General features: G+C 70.7%; 26 protein-coding genes and 1 pseudogene. 17 read left to right on the top strand and 10 right to left on the bottom strand.

The features are described 5' to 3' along the window. Positions 1-20: 20 nt before the first annotated feature. The 5 genes from ACFXJ5_RS03040 (at position 21) to ccsB (ending at position 4970) form a co-directional block, all read left to right on the top strand. Positions 21-596 (top strand): type 1 glutamine amidotransferase domain-containing protein, encoded by a 576-nt coding sequence (locus ACFXJ5_RS03040; protein WP_384625948.1) that lies wholly within the window; start codon positions 21-23, stop codon positions 594-596. A gap of 126 nt (positions 597-722) precedes the next feature. Continuing rightward, the gene (locus ACFXJ5_RS03035; RefSeq protein WP_384625946.1) at positions 723-1340 is read left to right on the top strand and encodes a TlpA family protein disulfide reductase; all 618 of its coding nucleotides are present in this window, start codon (positions 723-725) and stop codon (positions 1338-1340) included. A 1-nt stretch (position 1341) separates the two neighbouring features. Beyond that, positions 1342-2115 carry a cytochrome c biogenesis CcdA family protein gene (locus ACFXJ5_RS03030; protein WP_384625943.1) on the top strand — a complete coding sequence of 258 codons (774 nt, stop codon included), beginning with the start codon at positions 1342-1344 and terminating at the stop codon, positions 2113-2115. Positions 2116-2118: 3 nt separating this feature from the next. Then, positions 2119-3897 carry a cytochrome c biogenesis protein ResB gene (gene resB, locus ACFXJ5_RS03025; RefSeq protein WP_384625940.1) on the top strand — a complete coding sequence of 593 codons (1779 nt, stop codon included), beginning with the start codon at positions 2119-2121 and terminating at the stop codon, positions 3895-3897. Beyond that, positions 3897-4970, top strand: a complete 1074-nt coding sequence (ccsB, locus tag ACFXJ5_RS03020) for a c-type cytochrome biogenesis protein CcsB (RefSeq protein WP_384626567.1) — start codon at positions 3897-3899, stop codon at positions 4968-4970. The genes resB and ccsB overlap by 1 nt, the downstream gene beginning before the upstream one ends. 70 nt (positions 4971-5040) lie before the next feature. Here ccsB and ACFXJ5_RS03015 read toward each other — a convergent pair whose 3' ends face one another. Continuing rightward, the gene (locus ACFXJ5_RS03015) at positions 5041-6012 is read right to left on the bottom strand and encodes an isopenicillin N synthase family dioxygenase (protein ID WP_384625937.1); all 972 of its coding nucleotides are present in this window, start codon (positions 6010-6012) and stop codon (positions 5041-5043) included. Beyond that, on the bottom strand, positions 6009-6473 hold the full coding sequence (locus tag ACFXJ5_RS03010; RefSeq protein WP_384625935.1) for a nucleoside deaminase: 465 nt from the start codon (positions 6471-6473) through the stop codon (positions 6009-6011). Before ACFXJ5_RS03010 ends, ACFXJ5_RS03015 begins: the two co-directional genes overlap by 4 nt. A 101-nt stretch (positions 6474-6574) precedes the next feature. On the opposite strand from ACFXJ5_RS03010, the gene ACFXJ5_RS03005 reads away from it, so the two are divergent. The 3 genes from ACFXJ5_RS03005 (at position 6575) to ACFXJ5_RS02995 (ending at position 9292) form a co-directional block, all read left to right on the top strand. After that, complete coding sequence (locus ACFXJ5_RS03005) at positions 6575-7843, top strand: PucR family transcriptional regulator (RefSeq protein WP_384625933.1); 1269 nt, start codon at positions 6575-6577, stop codon at positions 7841-7843. Positions 7844-8040: 197 nt separating this feature from the next. Further along, a complete protein-coding gene (locus tag ACFXJ5_RS03000) occupies positions 8041-8574 on the top strand; it encodes a rhomboid family intramembrane serine protease (RefSeq protein WP_384626564.1) in 534 nt (177 codons plus the stop codon). Positions 8575-8611: 37 nt separating this feature from the next. After that, entirely contained in the window at positions 8612-9292 is a 681-nt protein-coding gene (locus tag ACFXJ5_RS02995) for a DUF4870 domain-containing protein (protein WP_384625930.1), read from the top strand. A gap of 21 nt (positions 9293-9313) precedes the next feature. Here the strand turns inward: ACFXJ5_RS02995 and mqnP are convergent, their stop codons facing one another. Both mqnP and ACFXJ5_RS02985 read right to left on the bottom strand, forming a co-directional pair. After that, a complete protein-coding gene (gene mqnP / locus ACFXJ5_RS02990; RefSeq protein ID WP_384625928.1) occupies positions 9314-10216 on the bottom strand; it encodes a menaquinone biosynthesis prenyltransferase MqnP in 903 nt (300 codons plus the stop codon). Next, positions 10213-11664 carry a menaquinone biosynthesis decarboxylase gene (locus ACFXJ5_RS02985; protein WP_384625925.1) on the bottom strand — a complete coding sequence of 484 codons (1452 nt, stop codon included), beginning with the start codon at positions 11662-11664 and terminating at the stop codon, positions 10213-10215. Before ACFXJ5_RS02985 ends, mqnP begins: the two co-directional genes overlap by 4 nt. An 88-nt stretch (positions 11665-11752) precedes the next feature. Here ACFXJ5_RS02985 and ACFXJ5_RS02980 point away from each other — a divergent pair, with 88 nt between their 5' ends. From ACFXJ5_RS02980 to mqnE, 5 genes are all read left to right on the top strand, one after another. Next, on the top strand, positions 11753-12178 hold the full coding sequence (locus ACFXJ5_RS02980) for a PLD nuclease N-terminal domain-containing protein (RefSeq protein ID WP_384625922.1): 426 nt from the start codon (positions 11753-11755) through the stop codon (positions 12176-12178). 97 nt (positions 12179-12275) lie between these two features. Beyond that, on the top strand, positions 12276-13676 hold the full coding sequence (locus ACFXJ5_RS02975; RefSeq protein ID WP_384625919.1) for a purine-cytosine permease family protein: 1401 nt from the start codon (positions 12276-12278) through the stop codon (positions 13674-13676). 58 nt (positions 13677-13734) lie between these two features. Then, a complete protein-coding gene (locus tag ACFXJ5_RS02970) occupies positions 13735-14406 on the top strand; it encodes a UbiX family flavin prenyltransferase (protein ID WP_384625916.1) in 672 nt (223 codons plus the stop codon). A gap of 82 nt (positions 14407-14488) precedes the next feature. Next, a complete protein-coding gene (locus ACFXJ5_RS02965; RefSeq protein WP_384625913.1) occupies positions 14489-14941 on the top strand; it encodes an Lrp/AsnC family transcriptional regulator in 453 nt (150 codons plus the stop codon). A 90-nt stretch (positions 14942-15031) separates the two neighbouring features. Beyond that, positions 15032-16195, top strand: a complete 1164-nt coding sequence (gene mqnE, locus ACFXJ5_RS02960; RefSeq protein WP_384625911.1) for an aminofutalosine synthase MqnE — start codon at positions 15032-15034, stop codon at positions 16193-16195. A 129-nt stretch (positions 16196-16324) separates the two neighbouring features. Here mqnE and ACFXJ5_RS02955 read toward each other — a convergent pair whose 3' ends face one another. The 4 genes from ACFXJ5_RS02955 to ACFXJ5_RS02940 are packed head-to-tail and all read right to left on the bottom strand — an operon-like array spanning position 16325 to position 20800. Next, positions 16325-17356, bottom strand: a complete 1032-nt coding sequence (locus ACFXJ5_RS02955; RefSeq protein ID WP_384625908.1) for a hypothetical protein — start codon at positions 17354-17356, stop codon at positions 16325-16327. Continuing rightward, positions 17356-18294, bottom strand: coding sequence for an N-acetylneuraminate synthase family protein (locus ACFXJ5_RS02950; protein WP_384625905.1), 939 nt, complete (start codon positions 18292-18294; stop codon positions 17356-17358). The genes ACFXJ5_RS02955 and ACFXJ5_RS02950 overlap by 1 nt, the downstream gene beginning before the upstream one ends. Next, positions 18291-19487 carry a cytidylyltransferase domain-containing protein gene (locus ACFXJ5_RS02945; protein ID WP_384625904.1) on the bottom strand — a complete coding sequence of 399 codons (1197 nt, stop codon included), beginning with the start codon at positions 19485-19487 and terminating at the stop codon, positions 18291-18293. The genes ACFXJ5_RS02950 and ACFXJ5_RS02945 overlap by 4 nt, the downstream gene beginning before the upstream one ends. Continuing rightward, positions 19484-20800 carry a DUF6716 putative glycosyltransferase gene (locus tag ACFXJ5_RS02940; protein ID WP_384625901.1) on the bottom strand — a complete coding sequence of 439 codons (1317 nt, stop codon included), beginning with the start codon at positions 20798-20800 and terminating at the stop codon, positions 19484-19486. Before ACFXJ5_RS02940 ends, ACFXJ5_RS02945 begins: the two co-directional genes overlap by 4 nt. A 393-nt stretch (positions 20801-21193) precedes the next feature. Between ACFXJ5_RS02940 and ACFXJ5_RS02935 the strand changes: the two genes are divergently transcribed. Next, positions 21194-21721, top strand: coding sequence for a GNAT family N-acetyltransferase (locus ACFXJ5_RS02935; RefSeq protein WP_384625898.1), 528 nt, complete (start codon positions 21194-21196; stop codon positions 21719-21721). Positions 21722-21805: 84 nt separating this feature from the next. Beyond that, positions 21806-22099 carry a DUF4229 domain-containing protein gene (locus ACFXJ5_RS02930; protein WP_384626561.1) on the top strand — a complete coding sequence of 98 codons (294 nt, stop codon included), beginning with the start codon at positions 21806-21808 and terminating at the stop codon, positions 22097-22099. 18 nt (positions 22100-22117) lie between these two features. Here the strand turns inward: ACFXJ5_RS02930 and ACFXJ5_RS02925 are convergent, their stop codons facing one another. Further along, entirely contained in the window at positions 22118-22936 is an 819-nt protein-coding gene (locus ACFXJ5_RS02925; RefSeq protein WP_384625895.1) for a MaoC/PaaZ C-terminal domain-containing protein, read from the bottom strand. A gap of 393 nt (positions 22937-23329) precedes the next feature. Between ACFXJ5_RS02925 and ACFXJ5_RS02920 the strand changes: the two are divergent. Together ACFXJ5_RS02920 and ACFXJ5_RS02915 are read left to right on the top strand one after the other, a co-directional pair. Continuing rightward, positions 23330-23497 (top strand): annotated as a pseudogene (locus tag ACFXJ5_RS02920) (acetyl-CoA C-acetyltransferase); the annotation flags it as partial. 61 nt (positions 23498-23558) lie between these two features. Next, a complete protein-coding gene (locus ACFXJ5_RS02915) occupies positions 23559-25442 on the top strand; it encodes an AMP-dependent synthetase/ligase (protein WP_384625892.1) in 1884 nt (627 codons plus the stop codon). Between the two features lie 67 nt (positions 25443-25509). On the opposite strand, the gene ACFXJ5_RS02910 is transcribed toward ACFXJ5_RS02915, so the two are convergent. Next, the gene (locus tag ACFXJ5_RS02910; RefSeq protein WP_003984261.1) at positions 25510-25713 is read right to left on the bottom strand and encodes a cold-shock protein; all 204 of its coding nucleotides are present in this window, start codon (positions 25711-25713) and stop codon (positions 25510-25512) included. Between the last annotated feature and the right edge of the window lie 58 nt (positions 25714-25771).

Genomic DNA, 25771 nt, shown 5'->3' with positions numbered 1-25771 from the left:
AGGATGGGGAGGCGACCCGCATGTCGAACTCACGGAGCACACTCCAGAGCCGGACCGTCGCCTTCCTCGTCGCCCCCGAGGGCGTCGAGCAGATCGAGCTGACCAGCCCCTGGCAGGCCGTGCAGGAGGCAGGCGGCATACCCAGGCTCATCTCGCTCAGGGCGGGCCGGATCCAGGCCTTCAACCACCTCGACAAGGCCGACACCTTCGCGGTCGACGCCGTCGTCCGGGACGTGAGCGCCCGGGACTTCGACGCCCTCGTCCTCCCCGGCGGAGTCGCCAACCCCGACTTCCTGCGCATGGACCGGCAGGCCGTGTCCTTCGCCGCGGACTTCTTCGGCCAGGGCAAGCCGGTCGCCGCGATCTGCCACGCGCCCTGGACGCTGGTCGAGGCCGACGTCGTACGGGGCCGCACCCTCACCTCCTGGCCCAGCCTGCGCACCGACATCCGCAACGCGGGCGGCACATGGGTCGACGAGGAGGTCAAGATCTGCGATGCCGGGCCGAACGTGCTCGTGACCAGCCGTAAGCCGGACGACCTCAAGGCCTTCGAGGACGCCTTCGTCAACGTGTTCGCGAAGGCGGACGCGAGCTGATCACGCCACAGCCCACGCGGTGATCGCCTCATCGATCACCCCGCCCTTACTTGGGGCATTTGCCGCTTTCGGCAAAGGTGTCGGGGGTGCGTAAGATCGCGCGGCACCCCATGCGAAACTTTTCACATGAGTACTGCGCGCGCCCCTCGACGCCGTTCGCTCCGCAGGGCCTCGGCACTTGCCGGGGCCGCGGCATTCGCGCTGCTGGCGCTGACCGCCTGCACGTCGGGCTCCGGCTCGTCCTCGTCCGGCAGCGGCACCAACTTCGTCACCGGCACCGGCGAGATCAGCACGGTGAAGCAGGGGCACCGCGAGGCGGCCCCGGCGCTGAGCGGGAAGACCGTGGACGGCGCCGAGCTCAGCGTGTCCGACTACAAGGGCAAGATCGTCGTCCTCAACATCTGGGGTTCGTGGTGCTCGCCCTGCCGGGCCGAGGCCCCGAACCTGGTGGCCGTCGCCAACGCCACCAAGTCCAAGGGCGTCCAGTTCGTCGGGATCAACACCCGTGACCTGCAGACCGCGCAGGCCGTGGCCTTCGAGAAGCGGTACGACGTCACCTACCCCAGCCTGTACGACCCCACCGGCAAGCTGATCCTGCGCTTCCCCAAGGGCAGCCTCAACCCGCAGGCCATTCCCACCACGATCATCCTCGACCGGCAGGGCAGGATCGCGGTGCGCGCTCTCAAGGCACTCACCGAGAGCGAGCTGAGCAAGACCCTCGACCCGCTGATCGCGGAGAAGTGACGTGACCCCACTCGTCACCCTGGCCGCGGCCGGCGACGTCAACAAGACCGTGCTCAACGGAGCACTGCTGGCCGCCGTGCCGATCGCGCTGCTCGGTGGCCTGGTCTCCTTCTTCTCGCCCTGCGTCCTGCCGCTCGTGCCGGGCTACCTCTCGTACGTGACCGGGGTGACCGGCACGGACCTGGCCGAGGCCAAGCGGGGCCGGATGGTCGCCGGCGCCTCGCTGTTCGTCCTCGGCTTCACGGCGGTCTTCGTCTCCGGGGGCGCGCTGTTCGGCAACTTCGGCTGGACGCTGCAGACGCACAAGGACGTCATCACCAAGGTCCTGGGCGCGCTGACCATCGTCATGGGCCTGGCCTTCATGGGCTTCGTCGGCGGGCTCACCCAGCGCGAGTTCCGCTTCCACAGGCGGCCCGCGATGGGCCTGGCCGGCGCGCCGCTGCTCGGCGCGCTGTTCGGGATCGGGTGGACGCCCTGCATCGGCCCGACGCTCGGCGCCGTACAGACCCTGGCCTTCAACCAGGCCAGCGCCGCGCGCGGCGCACTGCTCACCGTGTTCTACTGCCTCGGCCTCGGCGTGCCGTTCATCCTCGCCGCGGTCGCCTTCCGCCGTGCGCTGGGCGCTTTCGGCTGGGTCAAGCGCCACTATGTATGGGTCATGCGGGTCGGCGGCGGCATGCTGGTCGCGGTCGGCGTGCTGCTCGTCACCGGCGTGTGGGACCACATCGTCTACCAGATGCAGATCTGGTCTTCCGGCTTCACCCCAGGGATCTGATCCATGAGCACCACCGAAACCGACGAGAGCGAGCTCGGCACCGCCGGCGCGCAGCTGTCCACCGCCCCCCAGGAGGACCTGGGCACGGTCGTGCCCGGCTCCTTCGGCGGCGTACGAGCACCGGGCCTCGGCGGCGGGCTGGCCTGGACCGGCCGCGAGGGCTGGGGCTGGGTGCGCTGGATGTGGCGGCAGCTGACCTCGATGCGGGTCGCGCTGATCCTGCTCTTCCTGCTGTCCCTCGCCGCGATCCCCGGCTCACTGATCCCGCAGACCAACACGAACGCGGTCAAGGCGCAGGACTTCCAGGACGCGCACACCACCGTCTCGCCCGTCTACGAGAAGCTCGGCCTCTTCCACGTCTACAGCTCGCCCTGGTTCTCGGCGATCTACATCCTGCTCTTCATCTCGCTCGCGGGCTGCATCGTCCCGCGCAGCTGGCAGTTCGTCGGCCAGCTCCGCGCCAAGCCCCCGGCCGCGCCCCGCAACCTGACCCGGCTGCCCGCGTACGCGACCTGGCGCACCACCGCGGAGCCCGAGCAGGTGCTGGACGGCGCGCAGAAGCTGCTGCGCAAGCGGCGTTTCCGTACGGCGGTGGGGGGTTCGTCGGTCGCTTCGGAGAAGGGCTTCCTGCGCGAGGCGGGCAACCTGATCTTCCACATCGCGCTCTTCGGACTGCTGATCTCCTTCGCGGTCGGGCAGTTGTGGAAGAGCGACGGCAGCAAGCTGATCGTCGAGGGCGACGGGTTCACCAACACCGTCACCTCGTACGACGACTTCACCCCCGGGACCTTCTACGGCGCCGACGACCTGAACCCGTTCGGGTTCACGCTGGACAGCTTCACCGCCACGTACGCCACCAGCGGCCCGGACATCGGCACCGCCCGGACCTTCCGCGCCAACATCCACTACTGGAACGGCGCGGACGGCAAGGAGCAGAAGTCCTCGATCGAGGTCAACAAGCCGCTGGAGATCGGCGGTTCGAAGATCTACCTCAACGGGCACGGATACGCACCGGTCGTCACCGTCAAGGACGGCACGGGCACGGTCGTCTACAAGGGCGCCGTGGCCTTCCTGCCGACGGACACGGACCTCAACTCGACCGGCGTCATCAAGGTGCCCGACGCCCGGGACAAGAGCGGGAAGACCGACCAGCTCGGCTTCAGCGGCTCCTTCCTGCCGACCGCGGTGGTGAGCCAGACGAGGGGCTGGTACTCCTCCTTCCCCGCGCTCGCCAACCCGGCGCTCATCCTCAACGCCTACCACGGTGACCTGGGGGTGGACTCCGGACTGCCGCAGAACGTGTACCAGCTCGACACCAAGAACATGAAGCAGTTCAAGGACGCGAAGGGCAACATCGTCAGCAAGGTGATGCAGGTCGGCGACACCATGACGCTGCCGGACGGCGCCGGGTCGATCACCTTCAACGGCATCAAGACCTTCGCCCAGTTCCAGATCACCCACCAGCCGGCCACCGGCTGGGCGCTCGGCAGCGTCGTCTCCATGATCGCGGGCCTCATCGGCTCGCTGTTCATCCAGCGCCGCCGCGTCTGGGTGCGCGCGGTGCGCGGCGCGGACGGTGTCACCGTCGTCGAGCTGGCCGGTCTGGGCCGCAGCGAGTCCGCGAAGATCGCCGACGAGCTGGGCACCGTCGTGGACGGCCTGCTGCCCGTGGCGCCCCAGGCGTCGGAAGACCCGCCGGAAGACCCACAAGACTCCACAGAAGAGCCCACGGAAGACCCCTCCGCAAAAACCCGGTCCGAGGACGAAGGAGCCCGCGCGTGATCACCGCTGCCGCGGCTGTCAACGAGAACGTCGCCCACATCAGCAACTACCTGATCTACTCCGCGATGGCCGTCTACACGCTGGCGTTCCTCGCGCACATCGCGGAGTGGACCTTCGGCAGCCGCAGCAAGGTCGCCGTCCAGTCGGCCGCCCTGGTCTCCGGGCAGTCCGCGAAGCCCGCCGTCACCGTCAGCTCCCAGGGCGGCACCACCGTCCTCGACCGCCCGAAGGTCGTCACCCGCACCACCGCCAGTGACCGGGGCATCCCCGACGGCCCCGGCGCGGCCGGTGAGGACGAGCAGGGCGACCTGTACGGCCGGATCGCCATCTCCCTCACCGCCCTGGCCTGGGTGCTGCACGTCGGCGGCGTCGTGGCCCGCGCCATCTCCGTCGAGCGTGCCCCCTGGGGCAACATGTACGAGTTCTCGACGACCTTCGGCGCCACGGCGGTCACCGCGTACCTCGCACTGCTGCTCCTGAAGAAGAAGGTCCGCTGGATCGGCCTCTTCCTCGTCACCGCCGTCCTGCTGGACCTGGGCCTGGCCGTCTCCGTCCTCTACACCGCCAGCGACCAGCTCGTCCCGGCCCTGCACTCCTACTGGCTGTGGATCCACGTCTCCTGCGCGATCATCTCGGGCGCGGTCTTCTTCCTCGGCGCCACCGCGACCTTCCTCTACCTCTTCCGCGACAACTACGAAGTGGGTCTGACGCAGGGCAAGCCCAACAAGGGCACCTGGGCCGGCATCATGAACCGCCTGCCCGCCGCCGCGTCCCTCGACAAGTTCGCGTACCGCGTCAACGCGGCGGTCTTCCCGCTCTGGACCTTCACCATCATCGCGGGCGCGATCTGGGCCGAGGCCGCCTGGGGCCGCTACTGGGGCTGGGACCCCAAGGAGACCTGGTCGTTCATCACCTGGGTCGTCTACGCGTGCTACCTCCACGCCCGCGCCACCGCCGGCTGGAAGGGCCGCAAGGCCGCCTACCTGGCCCTTCTCGCCTTCGCGTGCTTCATCTTCAACTACTACGGCGTGAACATCTTCATCACCGGCAAGCACTCGTACGCGGGCGTCTGACGGCGGCAGCGTACGAACGTGGGGCCGCCTCCCGGCACCGGGAGGCGGCCCCACGTCGCCGCAAGGGTGATCAACTCACGCTGATCGAGTCCAGCTTGGCGCGCAGATAGGTGTGCGAGTCGACGGGCTCGTACGCCACCCGGCCGGTCGGCGCGGGCAGCGACTCGACGAGGGTGCGGGTGTCGCACTCGTAGAAGTAGACCAGCGACATCAGCTCCTCGGCCGGCGCGTCGACGGGCGGGGGGAGGACGCGGTGGCGGCCGGAGCGCCAGCGGTCGCCGGTCCAGCGGGCCATGAGGTCGCCGATGTTGATGGTGAAGGCCTCGGGGTCGTGGGGGGCGTCCTCCCAGCCGCCCTCGTCGGTGAAGACCTGGAGGCCGCCCTTGCCGTGCTGACGGTCCAGGACGGTGACGGTGCCGAAGTCGGTGTGCGGGCCGATCCGGAACTGGCCGGGCTCGGGCTCGCCGACGACGTCCGTGCCGGGGTACCAGTTGATGTTGAAGCCCCAGGTGGGGTGGGCGGTGTGGCGGGTGAAGAAGTCCAGCGGCTCGCCCAGCGCGGCCGCCAGCAGCTCCAGCAACTGGTCGGAGAGGGCACGCATGCGGGCCAGGTACTCGGTCACCAGGGCGTGCAGCTCGGGGGCCTCGGCGGGCCAGACGTTGGGCAGGAACCACTCCGCGTCGGTCTCCGGGTCGCCGATCGGGTCCTCGGAGGCGAAGGACCAGGACTCCTTGAGGTCGGGCGGCGTCTCGGTGCCCTCGGCGTAGCCGTTGGCCTCGGCGCCGGGGCCGAGCCAGCCACGGCCGCCCACCTTGACGGCGTACGGCTCCTTGGCGGCGGCCGGGAGGCGGAAGAAGGCCCGGGCGGCGTCCCGGATCCCGGTGCGGAGGGCGGGGTCGACGCCGTGGCCGGTGACGAGCAGGAAGCCGGCGGTCTGCAGGGCCTCGTCGACGGTGGTGGCGATGGCCTTACGGGCGCCGGGGTCGCCGGACAGCCAGGGGCCCAGGTCGACGGTGGGGATCCGGGGGGAGGTCGTGGTCATTCTCCGATGTCCTCGTTCCAGAGTTCGGGCCGGGCCTTGATGAAGTCGGTCATGAGCGCGACGCACTCGGGGTCGTCCAGCAGCACGATCTCCACGCCGTGCTCCGCCAGCCAGCCATGCCCGCCGTGGAAGGTCCGCGCCTCGCCGATCACCACCCGCGAGATGCCGAACTGGCGCACCAGGCCGCTGCAGTACCAGCACGGAGACAGCGTCGTCACCATCGTCGTACCCCGGTACGTGCGCTGCCGACCCGCCGCGCGGAAGGCGTCGGTCTCGCCGTGCGAGGACGGGTCGCCGTCCTGGACCCGCCGGTTGTGGCCGCGGCCGAGGACCGTACGCCCGTCCGGGCCGTACAGGGCGGCCCCGATCGGGATCCCGCCCTCGGCGAGCCCGGCCCGGGCCTCCTCGACGGCCGTCGCCAGCATCGCCTGCGGGTCGGATCCCATGTCATCGAGCGTCATGACCACCACTCTCTCCGGCCGGAAACACCCCGGCAACGTGCGGAAAGTACTCTCCGGACAGCCTGACTCAGGACGAAGTGTCAGTGCCCAGGGAGGATCGCATGCCCGCTCTCACCCTCCGCGAGATCCTGGCCCTCGACACCGTCGCCGAGGCCGCGCCGCACGTACTGGCCGGCGAGCGGTCGCTCGACCGCCCGGTCCGCTGGGTCCACTCCAGCGAGGTCTACGAGGCGGTCTCCTTCCTCGACGGCGGCGAACTGCTGCTCACCAACGGCTTCGGCCTGGTCGGCGCCGACGCCGAGACCCGGCGGCGTTACGTACGCGAGCTGGCCGCACGGGGGGTCGCCGGGGTCGCCGTCGAGGTCGGGCGGTCGCTGCCGGACATGCCGCCGGAGGTCGTCGAGGAGAGCGAGCGCTGCGGACTGCCGCTGGTCGCCCTGCGCCGCGTGGTGCCCTTCGTACGGATCACGGAGGCCGCCAACACGGCGATCGTGACCGAGGGCATCGCCGCCCGCGCCACCGGGCACCGTACGCCCTCCGCCGTGCCCGGCGACCGCGCGGCGCACGTCGTCGCGCTGCTCGCCGACCTCGCCGAGGGCCGGGCCCTCAACCAGCCCGAGGTCTCGGCCCGTTCCGCCCTCGCCGGCTTCCGGCCCGGGCGCGGCCGGCGGCTCGTCGGGGTGTCGGCGCACGGGCCGGCCTCCGGCGCCGTCGACGCGGCCGCCCGCGCCCTGGGGGCCTGCGTCCTGAGTGCGGCGTTCCCCGGTGACACCCTGGCGCTCTACGCGCTTCCGGGGACCGTACGCGACCCCGTACGCGCCCTGCAGGACGCGCTGCGCGCCGGTCCGGCCGCCGCCTCCGACGGTCTGATCGCCGCCGTCGGGCACGCGGTCCCGGCCGACGCGGCCTGGATGGGCTGGAGCGAGACTCTGCGCGCCGCTCGCACCGCCCTCGAACTCGCCCTCACCGTCCCCGCCGCCGAGCCGTCCCGCCCCGGCCCCGTCATCACCTCCTCGCGCGCCCTCGCCCTCGAACGCGAGCTGACCCGCGGCGGCATCGAGCCCAACCGCGACCGCCTCGCCCGGCTGGTCGGCCACACCCTCTCCCCGCTCCTGGAGTGGGAGTCCGCGCACGCCAGCGACCTCGTCCGCACCCTGGAGGTCCACCTGCGGCACGGCTGCAGCCCCACCCGTACGGCAGCCCTGCTGCACGTCGGCCGCCAGTCCCTTTACCAGCGCCTCGAACGCATCGAGCTGCTTCTCGGCGTCCCGGTGACCGACCCCGAGCTGCACTCCGAACTGCTCGTCGCCGCCTGCGCGCACCGCATCCTGCGCGGCGCGGGGGCGGCATCCCGCGTCGTGGCGGCGTAATCCTCCGACAACCTCCGGAACCACCCCGAATGTCAGCGGCGTTGTCTACCGTGGACGGAGCATGACCGAAGGGGGATTCGGTGGCGTACGAACCTGTCGTGGGCGACCCGGACGACGCGGGCGGCCCCGCGAGCCGACGGACGCGGGAGTGGGCGGCCCTCAGGCCCGGCGACCGGGTGAAGGCCGCAGCGGGGCTGATGCTCGCCTGGGTGGGCCTGCTGTGGCTGGTGGAGGCGCTGGACGTCCTGTCGGGCCATGCGCTGGACACCTTCGGCATCGTGCCCCGCCAGATCGGCGAGCTGCGCGACATCATCCCGGCAGCTTTCATCCACTTCGGCTTCGACCATGTCGCCGCCAACAGCGTGCCGTTGTTCGTGCTGGGCTTCCTCGCGGCGCTGCGCGACCTGAGGCGCTTCGTGGGTGTGGTCCTCGTGATCGTCGTGACCAGCGGCCTGGGGGTGTGGCTGGTCGCCCCCGCCCACACCAACACGGCGGGTGCCTCCGGCGTCGTCTTCGGTCTCTTCGGCTATCTGCTGGTCCGGGGCTTCGTCGACCGCCGCCTGCTGGACATAGCCGTCGGCCTGGGCATCGCCGTCGTCTACGGCTCCATCCTCTGGGGCGTGCTGCCGACCGCCCAGGGCGTGTCCTGGCAGGGGCACTTGTTCGGCCTGCTGGGGGGCGTGGCATCGGCCTTCCTGTTCCGTGACGTACGATCCGGGATCATTCGCTGACCGATCGAAGGGTGGTCGGCACGCCTCGGGGGAACCTATGACCAGTTTCGAAAAGCGTGACGACGCGGCGGCGGAAGCGACGGATGCCGCCGAGACCGTCGACGCCGTGCCGCCCGCGCCATCCGTGCCCCCGCAGCCGGGTGCCCAGGGAGCCGGGCCGCAGCCGCCGTGTCCGGGCGTGCCGGGCCAACCGCCGTACGGGGGGTGGCAGGGACAGCCGGGGTATCCGGGCCGGCCGCCGTATCCGGGGCAGCCGGGGCCGGGGTGGCAGCCGTATCCGCCGCAGAGGTCGCCCACGAGCGTCGCGATGTGGGCGCACCTGAGCGCGGTGCTCACGCTCACCGTGGGCGGCACCGTGTGCTGCATCGGCCCGCTGCTGTGCTGGATCGCGCCCGTGGTGATCCGCAACGAGTCGCAGAACCGGCACGACCCCTTCATCCGCCATCACGCGACCCAGGCACTCAACCACGCCATCACCCAGGCGATCGCGATGGTGCTGGCGGTCCTGCTCTACATCGGCGTGATCGCGTCGTCCGCGTTCGCGGACTCCTCGCAGTCCGGGTGGGTGGCCCCGGTCGTCGTGGGCAGCCTGCTCCTGGCGCTCATCGGGTACGGCATCGCCGGGTTCGTCTTCGCCATCATCGGCACGACGAAGGCCAACGGCGGCCAGTGGTGGTCGTATCCGAAGATGTTCGCGATCCCGTTCGTGAAGCCGTAGAAGCGGTCGACGCGGCCTCCGCTACACGCTGAGGCCGCGCACCGCGAGGTCCAGCAGCGCGCAGCCGAACAGGGCGATCCCGATGAAGCCGTTGACGCTGAAGAAGGCCCGGTTGAGGCGGCTGAGGTCGTGCGGGCGGACGATGGTGTGCTCGTAGAGGAAGGCGCCGACGACGATCACCAGGCCGAGCCAGAAGAAGGCTCCGGCGCCGGTGGCGAGGGCGTACCAGACGAAGAGCCCGGTGGTGAGGGCGTGGCAGACGCGGGCGCCCCGGATCGCGGCCGGGATGCCGAAGCGGGCCGGCACCGACATGACGCCGATCTCGCGGTCCGTCTCGACGTCCTGGCAGGCGTAGATGAGGTCGAAGCCGCCGATCCAGACGCCGACGGCGAGGCCGAGGATCACCGCGTCCCACGACCATTCCCCGGTGATGGCGAGCCAGGCGCCGATCGGGCCCATCGCCTGGGCGAGGCCGAGGATGGCCTGCGGGAAGTTCGTGAAGCGCTTGCCGTACGGATAGAGCACCATCGGGAAGACCGCGATGGGGGCGAGCGCCAGGCACAGCGGATTGAGCAGGGCGGCCGCGCCGAGGAACACCACCAGGGCGACCAGCGCCCCCGTCCAGGCGGACTTCACCGTGACCGCGCCGGTGACCAGTTCGCGGTGAGCGGTGCGCGGATTACGGGCGTCGATCTCGCGGTCGATGATCCGGTTGGCGGCCATCGCGAAGGTCCGCAGGCCGACCATGGCGATGGTGACCAGGAGCAACCGCCCCCAGTGGACGTTCCGGTCGAGCTGGAACATCGCGGTGAGGGAGGCGATGTACGCGAAGGGCAGCGCGAAGACCGAGTGCTCGATCATCACCAGGCGCAGGAAGGCCTTGGTGCGGCCCGGCTGCGGGATCGCGGCAGAGGCGGTGCTCACAGGCCGTACTCCTTCCAGCGGCGGTCGACCTTCGTGGCCGTCTCGGGGTCCGGCAGGACCATGTCCGGCCAGCCCCCGTCCCGCGTGTAGCCCTCTTCGGGTAGCTTCCTGGTCGCGTCGATCCCTGCCTTGCCGCCCCAGAACTGCTGGTACGAGGCGTGGTCGAGGTGGTCGACCGGGCCCTCGACGACGGTCAGGTCACGGCCGTAGTCGGTGTTGCCGAGCGCCCGCCAGGCGACCTCGTGCAGGTCGTGCACATCGCAGTCGGCGTCGACCACGATGATCAGCTTGGTCAGCGACATCATGTGCGCGCCCCAGACGGCGTGCATGACCTTCTGGGCGTGCTTGGGGTACTTCTTGTCGATCGAGACGATCGCGCAGTTGTGGAAGCCGCCCGCCTCGGGCAGGTGGTAGTCCACGATGTCCGGCACGATGACCTTCAGCAGCGGCAGGAAGAAGCGCTCGGTGGCCCGGCCCAGTGGCCCGTCCTCCATCGGCGGCCGGCCGACCACCGTGGACTGCAGCAGCGGACGCCTGCGCATCGTCACGCAGTCGATGGTCAGGGCCGGGAAGGGCTCCTGCGGCGTGTAGAAACCGGTGTGGTCGCCGAACGGCCCCTCGGGGAGCATCTTTCCCGGCTCCAGCCAGCCCTCGACGACGACCTCGGCCTGCGCGGGGACCTGGAGCGGGACGGTCCTGCAGTCCACCAACTCCACCCGCTTGCCCTGGATGAAGCCCGCGAAGAGGTACTCGTCGATGTCGCCGGGCAGCGGCGCCGTGGCCGCGTACGTCACCGCCGGCGGGCAACCGAAGGCGATCGCGACGGGCAGCCGCTCACCGCGCCGTTCGGCGGCCTTGTAGTGGTTGCGGCTGTCCTTGTGGATCTGCCAGTGCATGCCGATGGTGCGGCGGTCGTGCCGCTGCAGCCGGTACAGGCCCAGGTTGCGGATGCCGGAGTCCGGGTCCTTGGTGTGCGTCAGGCCCAGGTTGAAGAAGGACCCGCCGTCCTGGGGCCAGGTGAACAGGGCCGGCAACTGCTCCAGGTCCACGTCGTCGCCGGTGAGGACGACCTCCTGGACGGGCGCGTCCTTGACCTTCTTCGGCGGCACATGCGTCATCCCGGCCAGCTTGCCGAAGGCCTCGCGGACGCCGACGAAGCCGTGCGGCAGCTCCGGCTTCAGCAGGCCGCCGATCCGGTCGCTGATTTCGGCGTACGACGTGAGGCCGAGCGCCTTCAGCAGGCGGCGGTCGGTGCCGTAGACGTTCATGGCCAGCGGCATCGAGGACCCGGTGACGTTCTCGAAGAGCAGCGCCGGGCCGCCTGCCTTGTTCACGCGGTCGACGATCTCGCCGACCTCCAGATAGGGGTCGACCTCGGCCTTGATGCGCTTGAGGTCGCCGTCCTTCTCCAGAGCTCTGAGGAACGAGCGAAGATCGTCGTAAGCCATGCGTTCCAGTATCCGGTACGCACTACTCTGGACCCGTCACCGGGCCCCTCGTGCGGCCCTTCGCCGTGTTCTGGGGGACCCTGCCGCGATGTCCGGTTATCTGCCGTACCTGTTGGTGCTGGCGCTGTGGATCTACGCCTTCATCGACTGTCTGAACACCCCGGAGCAGGAGGTGCGCGGGCTGCCCAAGGTGGTCTGGGTCCTCATCATTCTCCTCTTCGGTGAGGTGCTGGTCGGTCCCATCGCCTGGCTGGTGGCGGGCAAGCACCGTGGGGTCCCGGCGGGCGGCAGCACGCCGTCGGAGTGGCACCGCAACCACCGCACCGAGGCTGCTGAGACGGGGCCGTGGATCGCGCCGGACGACAACCCGGAGTTCCTCAGGTCGCTGCGCGAGGAGCGCAAGAGGGACGAGTCGCTCCTCAAGGACTGGGAGGCCGACCTGCGGCGCCGCGAGGACGAGCTGCGGCGGCGGGAGCAGGGCGGCCCCGGGCCCGAGGACGACCCCAGGGCCTGAGGCAGCCGGAGGCATACATCCTGTACGCCTCCGGGGCGGGCGGTGCGGACATCGCGCCCGTTGGGCCGGGCGGCCGGGGCCCGGATAGTTGAGGTGCATGACGACCGCTCCCACCAGCGCCGCAGCGCCTCCCGACAGCCCCGCGTACGGCGACAAGGTGATCGCCGTCGAACCGGCGGGCGCCGAACCGATACCGCTCGCCGAACGGCACGGCAGCCCCGTCCAGCTCCTGTGGACCTGGGCCTCGCCCAACATCGAGTTCGCCACCGTCTTCATCGGCGTGCTCCCCGTCATCGCCTTCGGGCTGACCTTCTGGCAGACCGCCGTCGCCCTGGTCCTCGGCACAGCGGTGGGCGCGGTCTTCCAGGGCATCCTCAGCCTGGAGGGGCCGCGCTTCGGGGTCCCGCAGATGGTCGCCGGGCGGCTCGCCTTCGGCTACCGGGGCAACGCGCTGCCGTCCGGGATCAACGCGGCCGTGGCGGGCATCGGCTGGTTCGCCGTCAACAGCGTCAGCGCGGCCTTCGCGCTGAACACGCTGACCGGACTGCATCCGCTGCCGAGCCTGTTCCTGGTCGTGGCCGCGCAGATCGTGGTCGGCTTCATCGGGCACAACTTCGTGCACGCCTTCGAGCGTTACGCCTTCCCGGTCCTCGGGGTCATCTTCGTACTGGCCGCGATCTGGACCTTCGGCAAGGCCGATCTGTCCGCCCCCGCCGCCTACCACGGCGGCACCGCCGGCTTCCTGCTCGCCTTCAGCACGGCCTTCGGCTACGCGGCCGGCTGGAACTCGTACGCCTCCGACTACACCCGCTACCTGCCCCAGGCCACGGCGAAGTGGAAGACGGCGCTGTACCCGGCCCTCGGGCTCTTCGTCTCCGTCACCTTCATCGCCCTCATCGGTGCGGCCTCGGCCACCATCGCCTCGCCGAAGAACGCCACGCCCACGGCAGCGTTCACCGGTCACCTGCCGGGCTGGCTGGGCAATCTGACGCTGCTCGCGATCATCATCGGCGCGATCTCGGCCAACGCCCTCAACGTCTACTCGTCGGCGATCTCCTTCGCCGCCATGGGCATCCGGCTGCCCGCCCGGCTCGGCCGCAGCACCCTCGTCGTCGTCTTCGGCGTGCTGGGCCTGCTCTTCGCCTGGAGCGGCCTGTCCGACGCCGGTTCGTCGTACGAGGCGTTCCTGCTGATCATCTCCTACTGGGTCGCCCCCTGGCTCGGTGTGGTCTTCGTCGAGCAGTGGCTGTCGCGCAGGGCGCCGCACGACGGGCTGGCCGCCCGGCTCACCGACTCCTCGTATGCCAACTGGGCCGGTCCGGTGGCGCTGGTGGTGGGGATGGCGGTCTCGATCTCGCTCTTCTCCAACCAGACGAAGTACGTGGGGTGGGCCGCCAAGCACTGGTCGGGCATCGGCGACATCACCTGCGTGGTCGGCTTCGTCGTGAGCGCCGCGCTGTACGCCGCGCTCCGTCCGGTGTTCCGGGCGCGCACCTGACGGCCTGATGCTCTGACCGACCCAGAGGCTGCGCGGCGAGCGGGATAGGCTCGCAGGCATGGACGACAGCAAGCCGCGCAAGCCCTGGGTCGTCGGCGTGTCCGGGGCTTCCGGGACGCCGTACGCGGCGGCTGTGCTCCGCGGGCTGCTGCAGGCGGGCGAGGCGGTGGACCTGGTGGTCAGCCGGGCCGCGCGGCTCACCGTCCTGGACGAGACGGGGGCCCCCTTCCGCGACGCGCACTGGCGGGAGGACCTGGCCCGGTGGCTGGCCCGCGGCGCCGACGGGACGGCCGAACGCTTCGCGGGCGCCGACCTGGCCGACGTACGGTACTGGGCCGCCGGGGATTTGGCGGCGGGGCCCAGTTCGGGGTCGTACGGCGTGAAGGGGATGCTGATCGTCCCGGCGAGCACGGCGTGTGTGGCGGGGGTCGCGCTCGGGCTGTCCAAGGACCTGCTGCAGCGTGCGGCGAGCGTGACGCTCAAGGAGCGGCGCCCCCTGGTGGTGGCGGTGCGCGAAACCCCGCTGAGCGGGCAGACCCTCCGGCACCTGGTCACCCTGGACGAGGCGGGCGCCGTGGTGCTGCCTGCCTCGCCCGCTTTCTACGCCGGTGCGACCGGTATCCAGGACCTGGTGGACTTCGTCGCGGGGCGGGTCCTGGACGCGGCAAGGGTGCCGCACAAGCTCTACCGCAGGTGGGAAGGCGAGCTCGGTGGAGCCAGAGCCGAGTAGATGCGCAGGGCGCACCGCCACTTATGCCTTAGATTCTTGTCCAGACAGCGCAGTCACGGCACGAATGAAGGGGTCCATTCTGATGGACGCGGTGGACAGGCAGCTCATCCAGGCGCTACGTGAGAACGGCCGCGCTTCTTACGCCGAGCTGGGCCGGTTGGTAGGCCTGTCGGGCCCCAGCGTCACCGACCGGATCAACCGCCTGGAGCAGGCCGGCGTCATCACCGGCTACCGGGCCACAGTCGCGCCCACGGCGCTCGGCCTCGGCGTCACCGCCCTGGTCGGCCTGCAGCTCAGCGACGCCGCCGACCACGAGGACGTGGCCATGCGGCTGCGCGACCTGGACGAGATCGAGGACTGCTGGTTCATCGCCGGCGAGGATTCGTACATGCTCAAGGTCCGGGTCCCGGACGTGGACGGCCTGGAGCGCACCATCCGCCGGCTGTCGGGAACCAAGGGCGTGGCCAGGACCCGTACGACGATCGTGCTCAGCACGAAGTGGGAGAACCGGGTCGGCTCACTGCCCGACGAGTGAGGGCGCCTGGGGGTCGTGCCCCCAGGAATACGCAGTGGCGTAGGCTCGATCGGGTCGAATCGGACTGGCGGACTGACTGGAGGACGCGGCATGGACGCTGGGCTCAAGCGTGAGCTGGAGGACAAGGTTCACTCGGGCGAGCGGCTCACCCGGGAGGACGGCATCGCCCTCTACGAGTCCGACGACCTGGCGTGGCTCGGGGGCCTCGCGCACCACGTGCGGGAGAAGAAGAACGGCGACGTCGTCCACTTCAACGTCAACCGGCATCTGAACATGACGAACGTGTGCACCGCGTCGTGCGCCTACTGCTCCTTCCAGCGCAAGCCGGGCGAGAAGGACGCGTACACGATGCGCATCGAGGAGGCCGTCCGCCTCGCCACGGCGATGGAGGGCGAGAACCTCACCGAGCTGCACATCGTCAACGGCCTCCACCCGACGCTGCCCTGGCGCTACTACCCGCGCTCGCTGAAGGCCCTCAAGGAAGCGCTGCCCTCCGTCTCGCTGAAGGCCTTCACCGCCACCGAGATCCACCACTTCGAGACCATCTCCGGGCTCTCCGCCTCCGAGATCCTCGACGAGCTGATCGACGCCGGCCTGGAGTCCCTGACCGGCGGTGGCGCCGAGATCTTCGACTGGGAGGTCCGGCAGCACATCGTCGACCACCGCACCCACTGGGAAGACTGGTCGCGCATCCACCGCCTGGCCCACGAGAAGGGTCTCAAGACCCCCTGCACCATGCTCTACGGCCACATCGAGGAGCCCCGGCACCGCGTGGACCACGTCCTGCGCCTGCGTGAGCTCCAGGACGAGACCGGCGGCTTCCAGGTCTTCATCCCGCTGCGCTACCAGCACGACTTCGTCGACCTCAAGGACGGCAAGGTCCGCAACACCCTCCAGGCCCGCACCACCATGGCCTCCGGCGCGGACGCGCTCAAGACCTTCGCCGTCTCGCGGCTGCTCTTCGACAACGTGCCCCACGTGAAGGTCTTCTGGGTCATGCACGGCGTCCAGACCGCCCAACTCGCCCTCCAGCACGGCGCCGACGACATGGACGGCTCCGTCGTCGAGTACAAGATCACCCACGACGCCGACAACTACGGCACGCCGAACAAGCTGACGCGGGACGACTTGCTGGACCTCATCCGGGATGCGGGCTTCCGACCGGTGGAGCGCAACACGCGCTACGAGATCATCCGCGAGTACCCGGGCCCCGACGCCGGCCGCCGCGAAGCGCCGCAGCCCATGCGCCTCTGACTTTCCGGCGCGTTCTCAGGTTCGGCTGGATCGTGCCGAAGCCGCCCCGGGAAAGGCAGGCGCAGCGCCCCCACGCGCAACACGCCTGCCCTCCCGGGGCGGCTCCGTCGTATCCCCTGGCCGTGCCTCCTATTGCCGTACCGCGTTCAGGTGGTGGCGGGTGCGGGCGGTGGAGGTGACCTCTTCGAGGAAGGCGGCGGCGCGGTCGGAGGTGCCGGGGACGAGCCAGGACTGGATGGCGTCGTGGACGACGATCTGGACGCCGGTGCCCTCGAGGACGGTCGGGAGGGTGTGGACGACGGTCGAGGGGAAGCTGACGACCGTACGGGCCACGGGCCCGGAGCGCAGGGCGAGTTCGAGGGGAAGCTCGGGTGAGATGATCTCGACGCCGGCGACCTCGGCGATGCGGGCGAGCTTGGCGGGGTCCTCGCGGCGGTGGGCCAGGTAGCGGTCGATGCCGTACTCGTGGGCGAGGGTGGTGACCTCGGCGATGTAGCGGTTGACGGAGACCAGGCCGGTCTCGGCCAGCGAGGTGCCGACCAGGTCGACGCCCGGCAGTATCCGGGGCGGCCCGTAGCGGCGGCGGGTCCAGCTGTAGCCGTTGACGGAGGCGACGCCGCCGGGGGGCAGCCGCAGATCCGTGGCGAGGGAGGAGAAGACCTCCAGCCGCCTGCCGTGGCCGGGGGTGAGCCGGCGCCCGGCGCGGACGGCGGCGGCCGGGGCGGACTTGCCGTCACGGTGCCACCGTACGAGGGGTTGTCCGGCGAGCAGTTGGGTGGACAGCTCCAGGGTCGCCGTACCGTCGTCGACGAGCACCACGTCCTGGGCGCGGGTCAGCGGCAGCAGGTGCTGGATGAGGCCGGAGAAGGGGTCGCCGATCACCAGCCGGCCGGCCCCGGCCAGCTTCGGCGCCATGGCGGCGACGCAGCGGGCCAGGGCGACCGGGTTACGGCGGATGTCGTGCACGCTCACGCCGACGCCCTCGGCACGAGCCACCGACACCATGGCGTCCAGTTGGCGCCGGGTGGTGTCGTCGAGGGGGAGAAGGACCGCGGCGTCGAGCCGGCCAGGGTCAACAGCGCCACGGCGCTCTCCCAGCGCCCACTCCAGCAGGTTGAGCAGCTGGGCGGGGCTCTCCACCAACGCGAGCGTGCGGCTCATCAGGCGGAGGCCAGTTCGGCCTCGGCGGCCTCCTGCTCGGCGATGACGCCGGGCACGCGGCGGAGCTTCTTCATGGGGCCGAGTTCGCCGTCGTAGACCTTCTTGACGCCGTCGCCGAGGGCCTGCTCGATGATGCGGATGTCGCGGACGAGGCGGTCCAGGCCCTGGGGTTCCACCGAAGCGGCCTGGTCGGAGCCCCAGTTGGCGCGGTCCAGGGTGATGTGGCGCTCGATGAAGACCGCGCCGAGGGCGACGGCCGCGAGGGTGGTCTGCAGGCCGATCTCGTGGCCGGAGTAGCCGATCGGGACGTTCGGGAACTCGTTCTGCAGGGTGTTGACCATGCGGAGGTTGAGCTCTTCGTTCTTCGCCGGGTAGGTCGAGGTGGCGTGGCAGAGGATGATGTTGTCGCTGCCGAGCACCTCCACCGCGTGGCGGATCTGCTTCATGGTCGACATGCCGGTGGAGAGGATGACGGTCTTGCCGGTGGCGCGCAGGGCGCGCAGCAGTTCGTCGTCGGTGAGGGAGGCGGAGGCGACCTTGTGGACGCGGATGTTGTCGAACTTCTCCAGGAAGGCGACGGCCTCGACGTCCCACGGGGACGCGAACCAGTCGATGCCCTTCTTGGTGCAGTACTCGTCGATGGCGCGGTAGCCGGCCTCGTCGAACTCCACCTTGTGGCGGTAGTCGATGTAGGTCATGCGGCCCCAGGGGGTGTCGCGTTCGATGTCCCACTGGTCGCGCGGGGTGCAGATCTCCGGCGTGCGCTTCTGGAACTTCACCGCATCGGCGCCGGCCTCGACGGCCGCGTCGATCAGGGCGAAGGCGTCCTCCAGGCTGCCGTTGTGGTTGATGCCGATCTCGCCGGTGACGTAGACGGGGTGGCCGGGGCCGACCAGGCGGTCGCCGATCCGGCGGACCTTGATAGGGGAGGAGGTCATCGCTTGTACAGTTCCTTTCCGAGAAGCCAGGCGGCTATCTCCCGGACAGCTCCGTGTCCGCCGTTTTTGGTCGTGGTAGTCCTGGCGGCGGCACGGGCTTCTGGTTGGGCGTCGGCGACCGCTACCGGCCAGCCGACGATGTTGAAACAGGGCAGGTCGTTTACGTCGTTTCCGGCGTAGAGCACCCTTTGGGGATCAACCCCCTGCTCGTCGCACCACTTTTTGAGTGCGAGGTCTTTGCGGTCGATGCCGTGCAGCACGGGAATGGAGAGCTTCCGTGCGCGGGCGGCGACGACCGGGTTGGTCTCGGTGGACAGGATCAGGATCTTCAGGCCCGCGCGGCGCAGTGCCGCGATACCGAGGCCGTCGCCGCGGTGCACGGCCACCGTCTCCCGGCCGGCCTGGTCGATCCAGACGCGGTCGTCGGTCTGCGTACCGTCGAAGTCCAGCACGACGGCGTCGACGTCGTCGCGGGTGGGCAGGGACCCCGGAGCGTCGGCGTCCAGCAGCGGGGCGAGGGCGCGGGCCCGGTCGAGGTCGCCGGGCTCGTCGATCTCCAGAACGCGGTCCGGGTCGGTGCGTACGACGGTGGTGCGGCCGAAGAAGCGGTGCCCGGCGGTACGGAAGCCGTCGGCCCGCATGGCGTAGGCGGTGCCGGTCTCCAGGAACTCCTGCGGGCGGTCCTGGCGGCGTGGGCGGGAGGCCTTGTCGTGGTTGACGCCGAAGGCGCCGTCCTCGTCCGTGCGCCAGAGGAAGCCGTGGGTGGGCGCGGCGGTGAGTGCCGAGTCTGCGCCCTCCTCCACGACGGCGGCGGCGACGCCCTGGACTTCCTCGTGGGTGATGAAGGGGCTGGTGCACTGCACGAGCAGGACCACGTCCACCACGGCCTGGTGCCGGGCCTCGTAGTCGTCCATCGCGTGCAGTACGGCCGCCTCGCTGGTCGCGGTGTCGCCGGCGATCGCGGCGGGCCGCAGCACGACCTCGGCGCCGGCGCCACGGGCGGCCTCGGCGATCGACGGGTCGTCCGTGGAGACGACGACGTCGGTGATCAGGCGGGCCTCACGGCAGGCCCGTACGGCCCGCGCGACCAGCGGGACGCCGCCGACCGGGGCGAGGTTCTTGCCGGGGACGCCCTTGGAGCCACCCCGGGCGGGGATGACCGCCAGGACGCGCGGCTGCTGACCGGTGCTCATATCTGCCCCCAGCGGCGGATCATGGGGGCTACCCGCTGGTGGCCGACCCGGTAGAGGCCCTTGGCGCTGCTGCGTACCGCTTTTCGCAGCGGGCGGCTGATGACCCCGGCGAAGCCGCTGCCGTCCCCGAGCGGGACGGGGAGCGGGCGGCCCTTCTCGTCCAGGCCGTGCCGGGCCAGGAGCTCGGGGAGGTAGAAGCTGCTGCGCTGCGGGGTGTGGAAGGTGCGCAGCACCGGCAGCGGGCCGTTCTCGCGCAGCACGGCGATCCGGGCGCGGGCGGCGGCGTACGGGTTGCTCTTGCCGACGCCCTGGGAGGCCACCCACTGCGCGTCGGGGACGGGCACGACCCCGTTGTCCAGGTCGTCCCAGGAGGCGAGGCAGCCCGAGTTCACGAAGTAGTGGTTGCCGTGGGCCTCGCGGACGCCGAAGTCGGTGAGGATCGCGGTCGGGATGCCCCGGTGCAGGGACTCCAGGGCGGCCGTGGAGCTGACCGTGACCAGCAGGTCGGTGTGGTCCAGGACCTCGCCCATGTTGCCGTACACCAGCTGGAGGTTCGGCGGCGCCGTCTCCTCCAGCTCCTCGATGAGAACCTGGTACGGGTGCGCCTCGACGTGCGTGGTGTGCTCGCCCGGCAGGCTGCGCAGCTTGAACAGCACCAGGCGCTCGGGGTGGCGGCGGGCGTGCGCGGCGGCACGCTCCAGCAGGCGTATTCGGGCGTTGCGGCCCTTGGGTACGGACGGCTGGACCGCGAAGCAGAGGGTGAAGGGCCGGTCGGCGCTGTAGACCGCGGGAGGGTCGTACGGGTCGCCGCCGAGGAAGGGCAGGGCGGCCTCGACAACCGTGTCCGGGTCGATGTCGACCCCCCGGAAGGCGGTCCGGAAGCGGTCGGCGTCGAAGGCGCTGTTGGCGATCACGATGTCGATGCCGGCCCGGGTGAGCAGGCCGTCGATCAACTTCTCGTAGACAACTCCGACATATCCGGTCACGGTGATCGGCCGGTGCGGACGCCCGTCCCAGTTCTGTCCGAGGCTGTGGGCCAGGGCCAGCGTCGTGCCGCCCGCGGTGGCGAAGACCAGGATGTCGGCGGCGGCCAGCTCCTCGTCGTCCATCAGTTCGGCGGCGATCACCTCGCGCTGGGTGTCCGGCTGGATTCCGACCTCGGCCAGCTGACGCTCGGTCGGCGTCGAACGGGCACGCAGGAAGTACGCGTCGAGCCTGTGCTCGGGGGCGATTTGGCGAGCGACCGAGGCACCCCACTTCCAGCGGGTGTCCGAGTCGGCCAGCACGACGACGCGCTTCGGGGTTGTTGTCACGTGTGTGGCCCTTCCGGGCGGGCGGTGCGACGCCCGGTGATGATGTGATTGTGGGGGTACTCCCGTTACGGGAGTGAGCTGAAGCTACGGACCGGGCATGAGGCAGGCCTGAGGACTGCCTTAGTCCCGGATGAGGAGCATCTGAGTGTTCGCCTCACGGGCGAACAGACCTCCTCGGTGTTGACGCATGGTCGACCAACAAGGTGACGCTTAGGGAAACCAGGTCTATACGGACCGTGTCATGGGTCTGTGACCTGCGGCGTCGTGATTGTTGGGTTGGTCACTCCCAGGGTCGGTGGTCAGCCCAACTACCCTTGCCGGGCGGGCATATGGGGACCCAGGAGGCATTCCGCGGCGGCGGCCGCACGCCGGCCGCGTCTACGCTCGTTACTTATGGCGACGCTCACCTATGAACTCGACCCCGAGCCCACCCCGGCGCTCCTGGATCAGCTGACCGACCTCTGGGCCGAGGTATCCAACGCCGGCGGCGCGGTCGGCTTCGCCGACCTCCCGGTGCCCCGTGAGGTCGTACGGCCCGAGGTGGAGCGCTACGCCATGACCCTCGCGGAGGGCCGCACCCGGCTGCTGGGCGGCTTCGACGAGGACGGACGGCTGGTCGCCACCGCCTTCTTCGGCTTCAACACCCACCGCCTCCAGGGCCACTGGTGCTGGCTCTACACCGTCATGGTCCACCCCTCCCTCCAGGGCGGCGGCCACGGCAGCGCCCTGCTCGCCGAGGCCGAGCGGCACGCCCGCGCCCTGGGCCTCGAAGCGCTCCGGCTCACCTGCCGGGGCGGCATGGGCCTGGAGGACTTCTACGGGCGCTGCGGCTACAAGGAGGTCGGCCGCGTGCCGGGCGGCCTGCGGGTCTCCGCCGACGACTACCGCGACGACATCATGATGTGGCTCCCCCTGACCTGACCGTCGGGGCGCCATGCTTCACTGGACGGGCACAATCCACGAAACCGAAAGAGGGAATCCGTCGTGAGCTGGAAGCCGAGTCCCATGCTCCGCTACACGCTGCTCCGCCTCGGCCTCTTCGTCGGCTGCTTCGCCGTCATCTGGGGCCTCGTCTACGTACGGGTCCTCCCCGCGGGCCTCGGCAACTCCAACCTGCTCTGGGTCATGCTCCTCGCCCTCGTCATCAGCGCCCCGCTCAGCTTCGTCCTGCTGCGCGGCACCCGTGAGGCCGCCTCGGTGCACGTCTCCCAGCGCGTCGAGCGGGCCAGGCGCAACTTCGAGTCCACCGCCTCCCACGAGGACGCGGCGGACGACGCAGCGCGGGCCGCGCAGAGCTGACCCGGCCACCGCACCTGCTCAGCCGGGGCCGACGGTCCCCGTGACGTGCAGCCGGTCCCGGCCGCGCAGCTCGAAGGCCCCGCCCTCGGCGGCGTACGTCACCGTGGCCGGCAGCAGCACCGGTGCCCTGAACTCCGCCCGGGCGGTGACGGGCCGGTCCGTCGGCGGCGCGGCCGCGGCGACGCAGCGGGCGAACGTCCACATCCCGTGCGCGATCGGCCGGGAGAAGCCGAAGGGCCTGGCCGTCCACGGGTAGAGGTGGATGGGGTTGTAGTCGCCCGAGACCGCGGCGTGCCGACGGCCCAGGCCGGCCGGCAGCCGCCACTCCTCCACATGTCCCGCCCCGGCCGGGGGATCGACCGGCGGGGCCTCGGACGGCGCCGTACGGTCGGTGCGGTGGCGCGAGAGGTACGTACTGCGGTCGTACCAGACGAGCGTGCCGTCCAGACGGGCCTCCGTGACCACGACCGCTTCGGTGCCCCGGTGGTGGGGACGCAACTCCTCGGCGTAGACCGTCAGTTCGGGGCGGTCGTGGACGCTCAGCGGCCAGTGCTGGGTGATCTCGATCGACGTATGCACCAGCCCGAGCAGGGGCAGCGGAAAGCTCCGCGCCGCCATGAGCTTCGCCGCCAGCGGGAAGCCCAGAATGTGCGGGTATGTGAGCGGCACCGGTTCCGTCGTCCCGAAGCCGCACACCCGCGCGTACGCGGCCACCCGGCCGGCGTCGATCCGTACGTCCGTCTGCCTCAGCCGCGTGTCCGGCAGCATGGCTCCGGCCGAGGGGTGCTTGCCGATGCCGGTGAGAACGCCGCCGGCCAGGGTGAGAAGCAGGGGCACGTCAGCCTCCGTGTGAGGGGTCGGGGGCGTCGGGGATGTCAGGGGGGCACCGATCGCGTCAACCGGTGTCACGTCAGGGGCCCAGGAGGCTCTGGCCGCGGACCCTCACGACCCGCCCTGTGACGCCGCCCGACCCGGGTCGGCGAGCCAGGCGACCGTCTCGGCCACGTCGACGGGCAGGCCGCACCGATCGCCCATTGGCCTTCTCCTTACTCGGGAGTAGATTTACGCGAGAGTAGGTTACCGGAGGTAAGTGCACGTCCGCCAAGGAGACTCCCGATGAGCCCCACGAGCAACAGCCCCCGCCGAGTCGCGATCCTCGCCGGGAACCGGATCCCCTTCGCCCGCGCCGACGGCCCCTACGCCACCGCCTCCAACCAGGACCTGCTGGGCGCGCTCGCCACCGGCCACCCCTTCGCAGCCACCGGCGCCCGCAGCACGGCGACCCTCGCCAAGCTGCTCGCCGAATCCGCGAAGCAGGGTGGCGGCCCGTCCCGCGGCCTCATCTCCGTCTGCGCCGCCGGGGGCCAGGGGGTCACCGCGATCCTCGAACGCCCCTGAGCCTGCCGCCGCCCGTCGCCGTACGTACTGCCAAGCCCTCACCCTCGCCCATGGAGCCGCCATGTCAGCCGCCACTGCCCTCGCTCCGCCCGCCCTCGTCGAGCCCGAAAAGCTGGTCACCAACGGCCGTGTCGTCCAGGTGTCCGTCCCCCCGCTCGTGACGCCGGCCGTGCACGGCAGCCTCGCCGACATCCCGTTCGGCAACGCCGCCGAGGCCCCGGACGAGCCGGTCCTCAGCCGCAAGGACGGGCAGGGCACCTGGCAGGACGTCACGGCCGCCGTCTTCCGGGACGAGGTGCTGGCGGTGGCGAAGGGCCTGGTGGCGGTGGGCCTGCGGCCCGGCGACCGGTTCGCGATCATGGCGCGTACGTCCTACGAGTGGACGCTGCTGGACTTCGCGGCCTGGGCGGCGGGCCTGATCACCGTGCCGATCTACCCGACCTCCTCCGCATCCCAGACCGCGTGGATCCTTGCCGACTCGGGCGCGGTGGCCTGCGCGGTGGAGACCGTCGACCAGTCCCGCCTGATCACCGGTGTACGCGACAGGATCCCCGGCCTCCAGCACCTCTGGCAGATCGACGCGGGCGCCGTCGGCCAGCTCCTCGCCACCGGCCGCGGCATCCCCGACGAGGAGATCCTGGCCCGCCGCAGCATGCTCACCCCCGGCACCGTCGCCACCCTCATCTACACCTCGGGCACCACCGGCCGCCCCAAGGGCTGCATCCTCACCCACGGCAACTTCTTCGCCGAGGTCGACAACGCGATCGAGCTCCTCCACCCCGTCTTCAAAGCGAGGACCGACGAGCCCGCCGCCACCCTCCTCTTTCTCCCGCTCTCCCATGTCTTCGGCCGTATGGTCGCCATCGGCTGTCTCCGCGCCCGCGTCCGCCTCGGCCACGCCCCCAGCATCGCCACCGACGACCTGCTCGCCGACCTCGCCGGCTTCCGGCCGACCTTCCTGCTGGCGATCCCGTACGTCCTGGAGAAGGTCTACAACACCGGCCGCGCCACCGCCGAGAAGATGGGCCGCGCCTCCTCCTTCGACCGCGCCGCCCGCATCGCCCAGGCCTACGGCGAGACGCTCGCCGCCGGGCGCGGCCCCTCCCTGAAGCTCAAAGCCGCGCACAAGCTGTACGATCCGCTGGTCTACCGCCGCATCCGGGCCGCCCTCGGCGGACGCGTCCGGTACGTCATCTGCGGCGGCTCACCGCTCGGCCGCCGCCTCACCGCCTTCTACGCGGGCGCCGGCATCCAGGTCTTCGAGGGCTACGGCCTGACGGAGACCACCGCCGCCGCCACCGTCACCCCGCCCCTGGCACCCCGCCTCGGCACCGTCGGCTGGCCGCTGCCCGGCTCGGCGGTCCGGATCGCCGAGGACGGCGAGGTGCTGCTCAGCGGCGGCCAGGTCTTCAACGGCTACTGGAACACCTCCGTCGGCGCCGAACGCGCCCTCCGGCACGGCTGGTTCGCGACCGGTGACATCGGCGAACTGGACGCCGACGGCTACCTCACCATCACCGGCCGCAAGAAGGAGATCATCATCACCGCGGGCGGCAAGAACGTCGCCCCCGCGCCCCTGGAGGACCGGCTCCGCGCCCACCCCCTGGTCGCCCAGTGCATGGTCGTCGGCGAGGGCCGCCCCTACGTCACCGCGCTCGTCACCCTCGACCCCGACGGTCTCGCCCACTGGCAGCACATGCGCCACAAGGACGGCCGCAAGCGCGCCGAGGCCGCCCTGGACCCCGAGCTGCTGGCCGACATCCAGCGCGCGGTCGACGACACCAATTCGACGGTCTCCCGCCCCGAGTCCATCCGCCGCTTCGCGGTGCTCCCCATGGAGTTCACCGAGGACTCCGGGCACCTCACCCCCTCCATGAAGCTGAAGCGGCAGGCCGTCCTCACCGACTTCGCCCAGGAGATCGAGGCGCTCTACGCCCCGCGCTGAGCGCAAAAGAGAGCAGGAGCCCCGCACCGAGGTGCGGGGCTCCTTGGGTACTGCTAGCAGGCCGCGATCAGACCGGCGTGACGTTCTCCGCCTGAGGACCCTTCGGGCCCTGAGTGACATCGAAGTTCACCTGCTGGTTCTCCTCGAGGGAGCGGAAGCCAGAGGCATTGATCGCGGAGTAGTGAACGAAGACATCCGGGCCGCCGCCGTCCTGGGCGATGAAGCCGAAGCCCTTTTCAGCGTTGAACCACTTGACGGTTCCGGTAGCCATAAGCCCTCCTTGGGCCAAAGGGTTGCCCTGCTCCAGAACCTGCTACTGCGAAGTCTGA

Origin of the sequence: Streptomyces sp. NPDC059373 (genome assembly GCF_042751495.1) — a bacterium.
Classification (GTDB): Bacteria; Actinomycetota; Actinomycetes; order Streptomycetales; family Streptomycetaceae; genus Actinacidiphila.
This window is presented reverse-complemented; position numbering and strand designations above follow the sequence as displayed.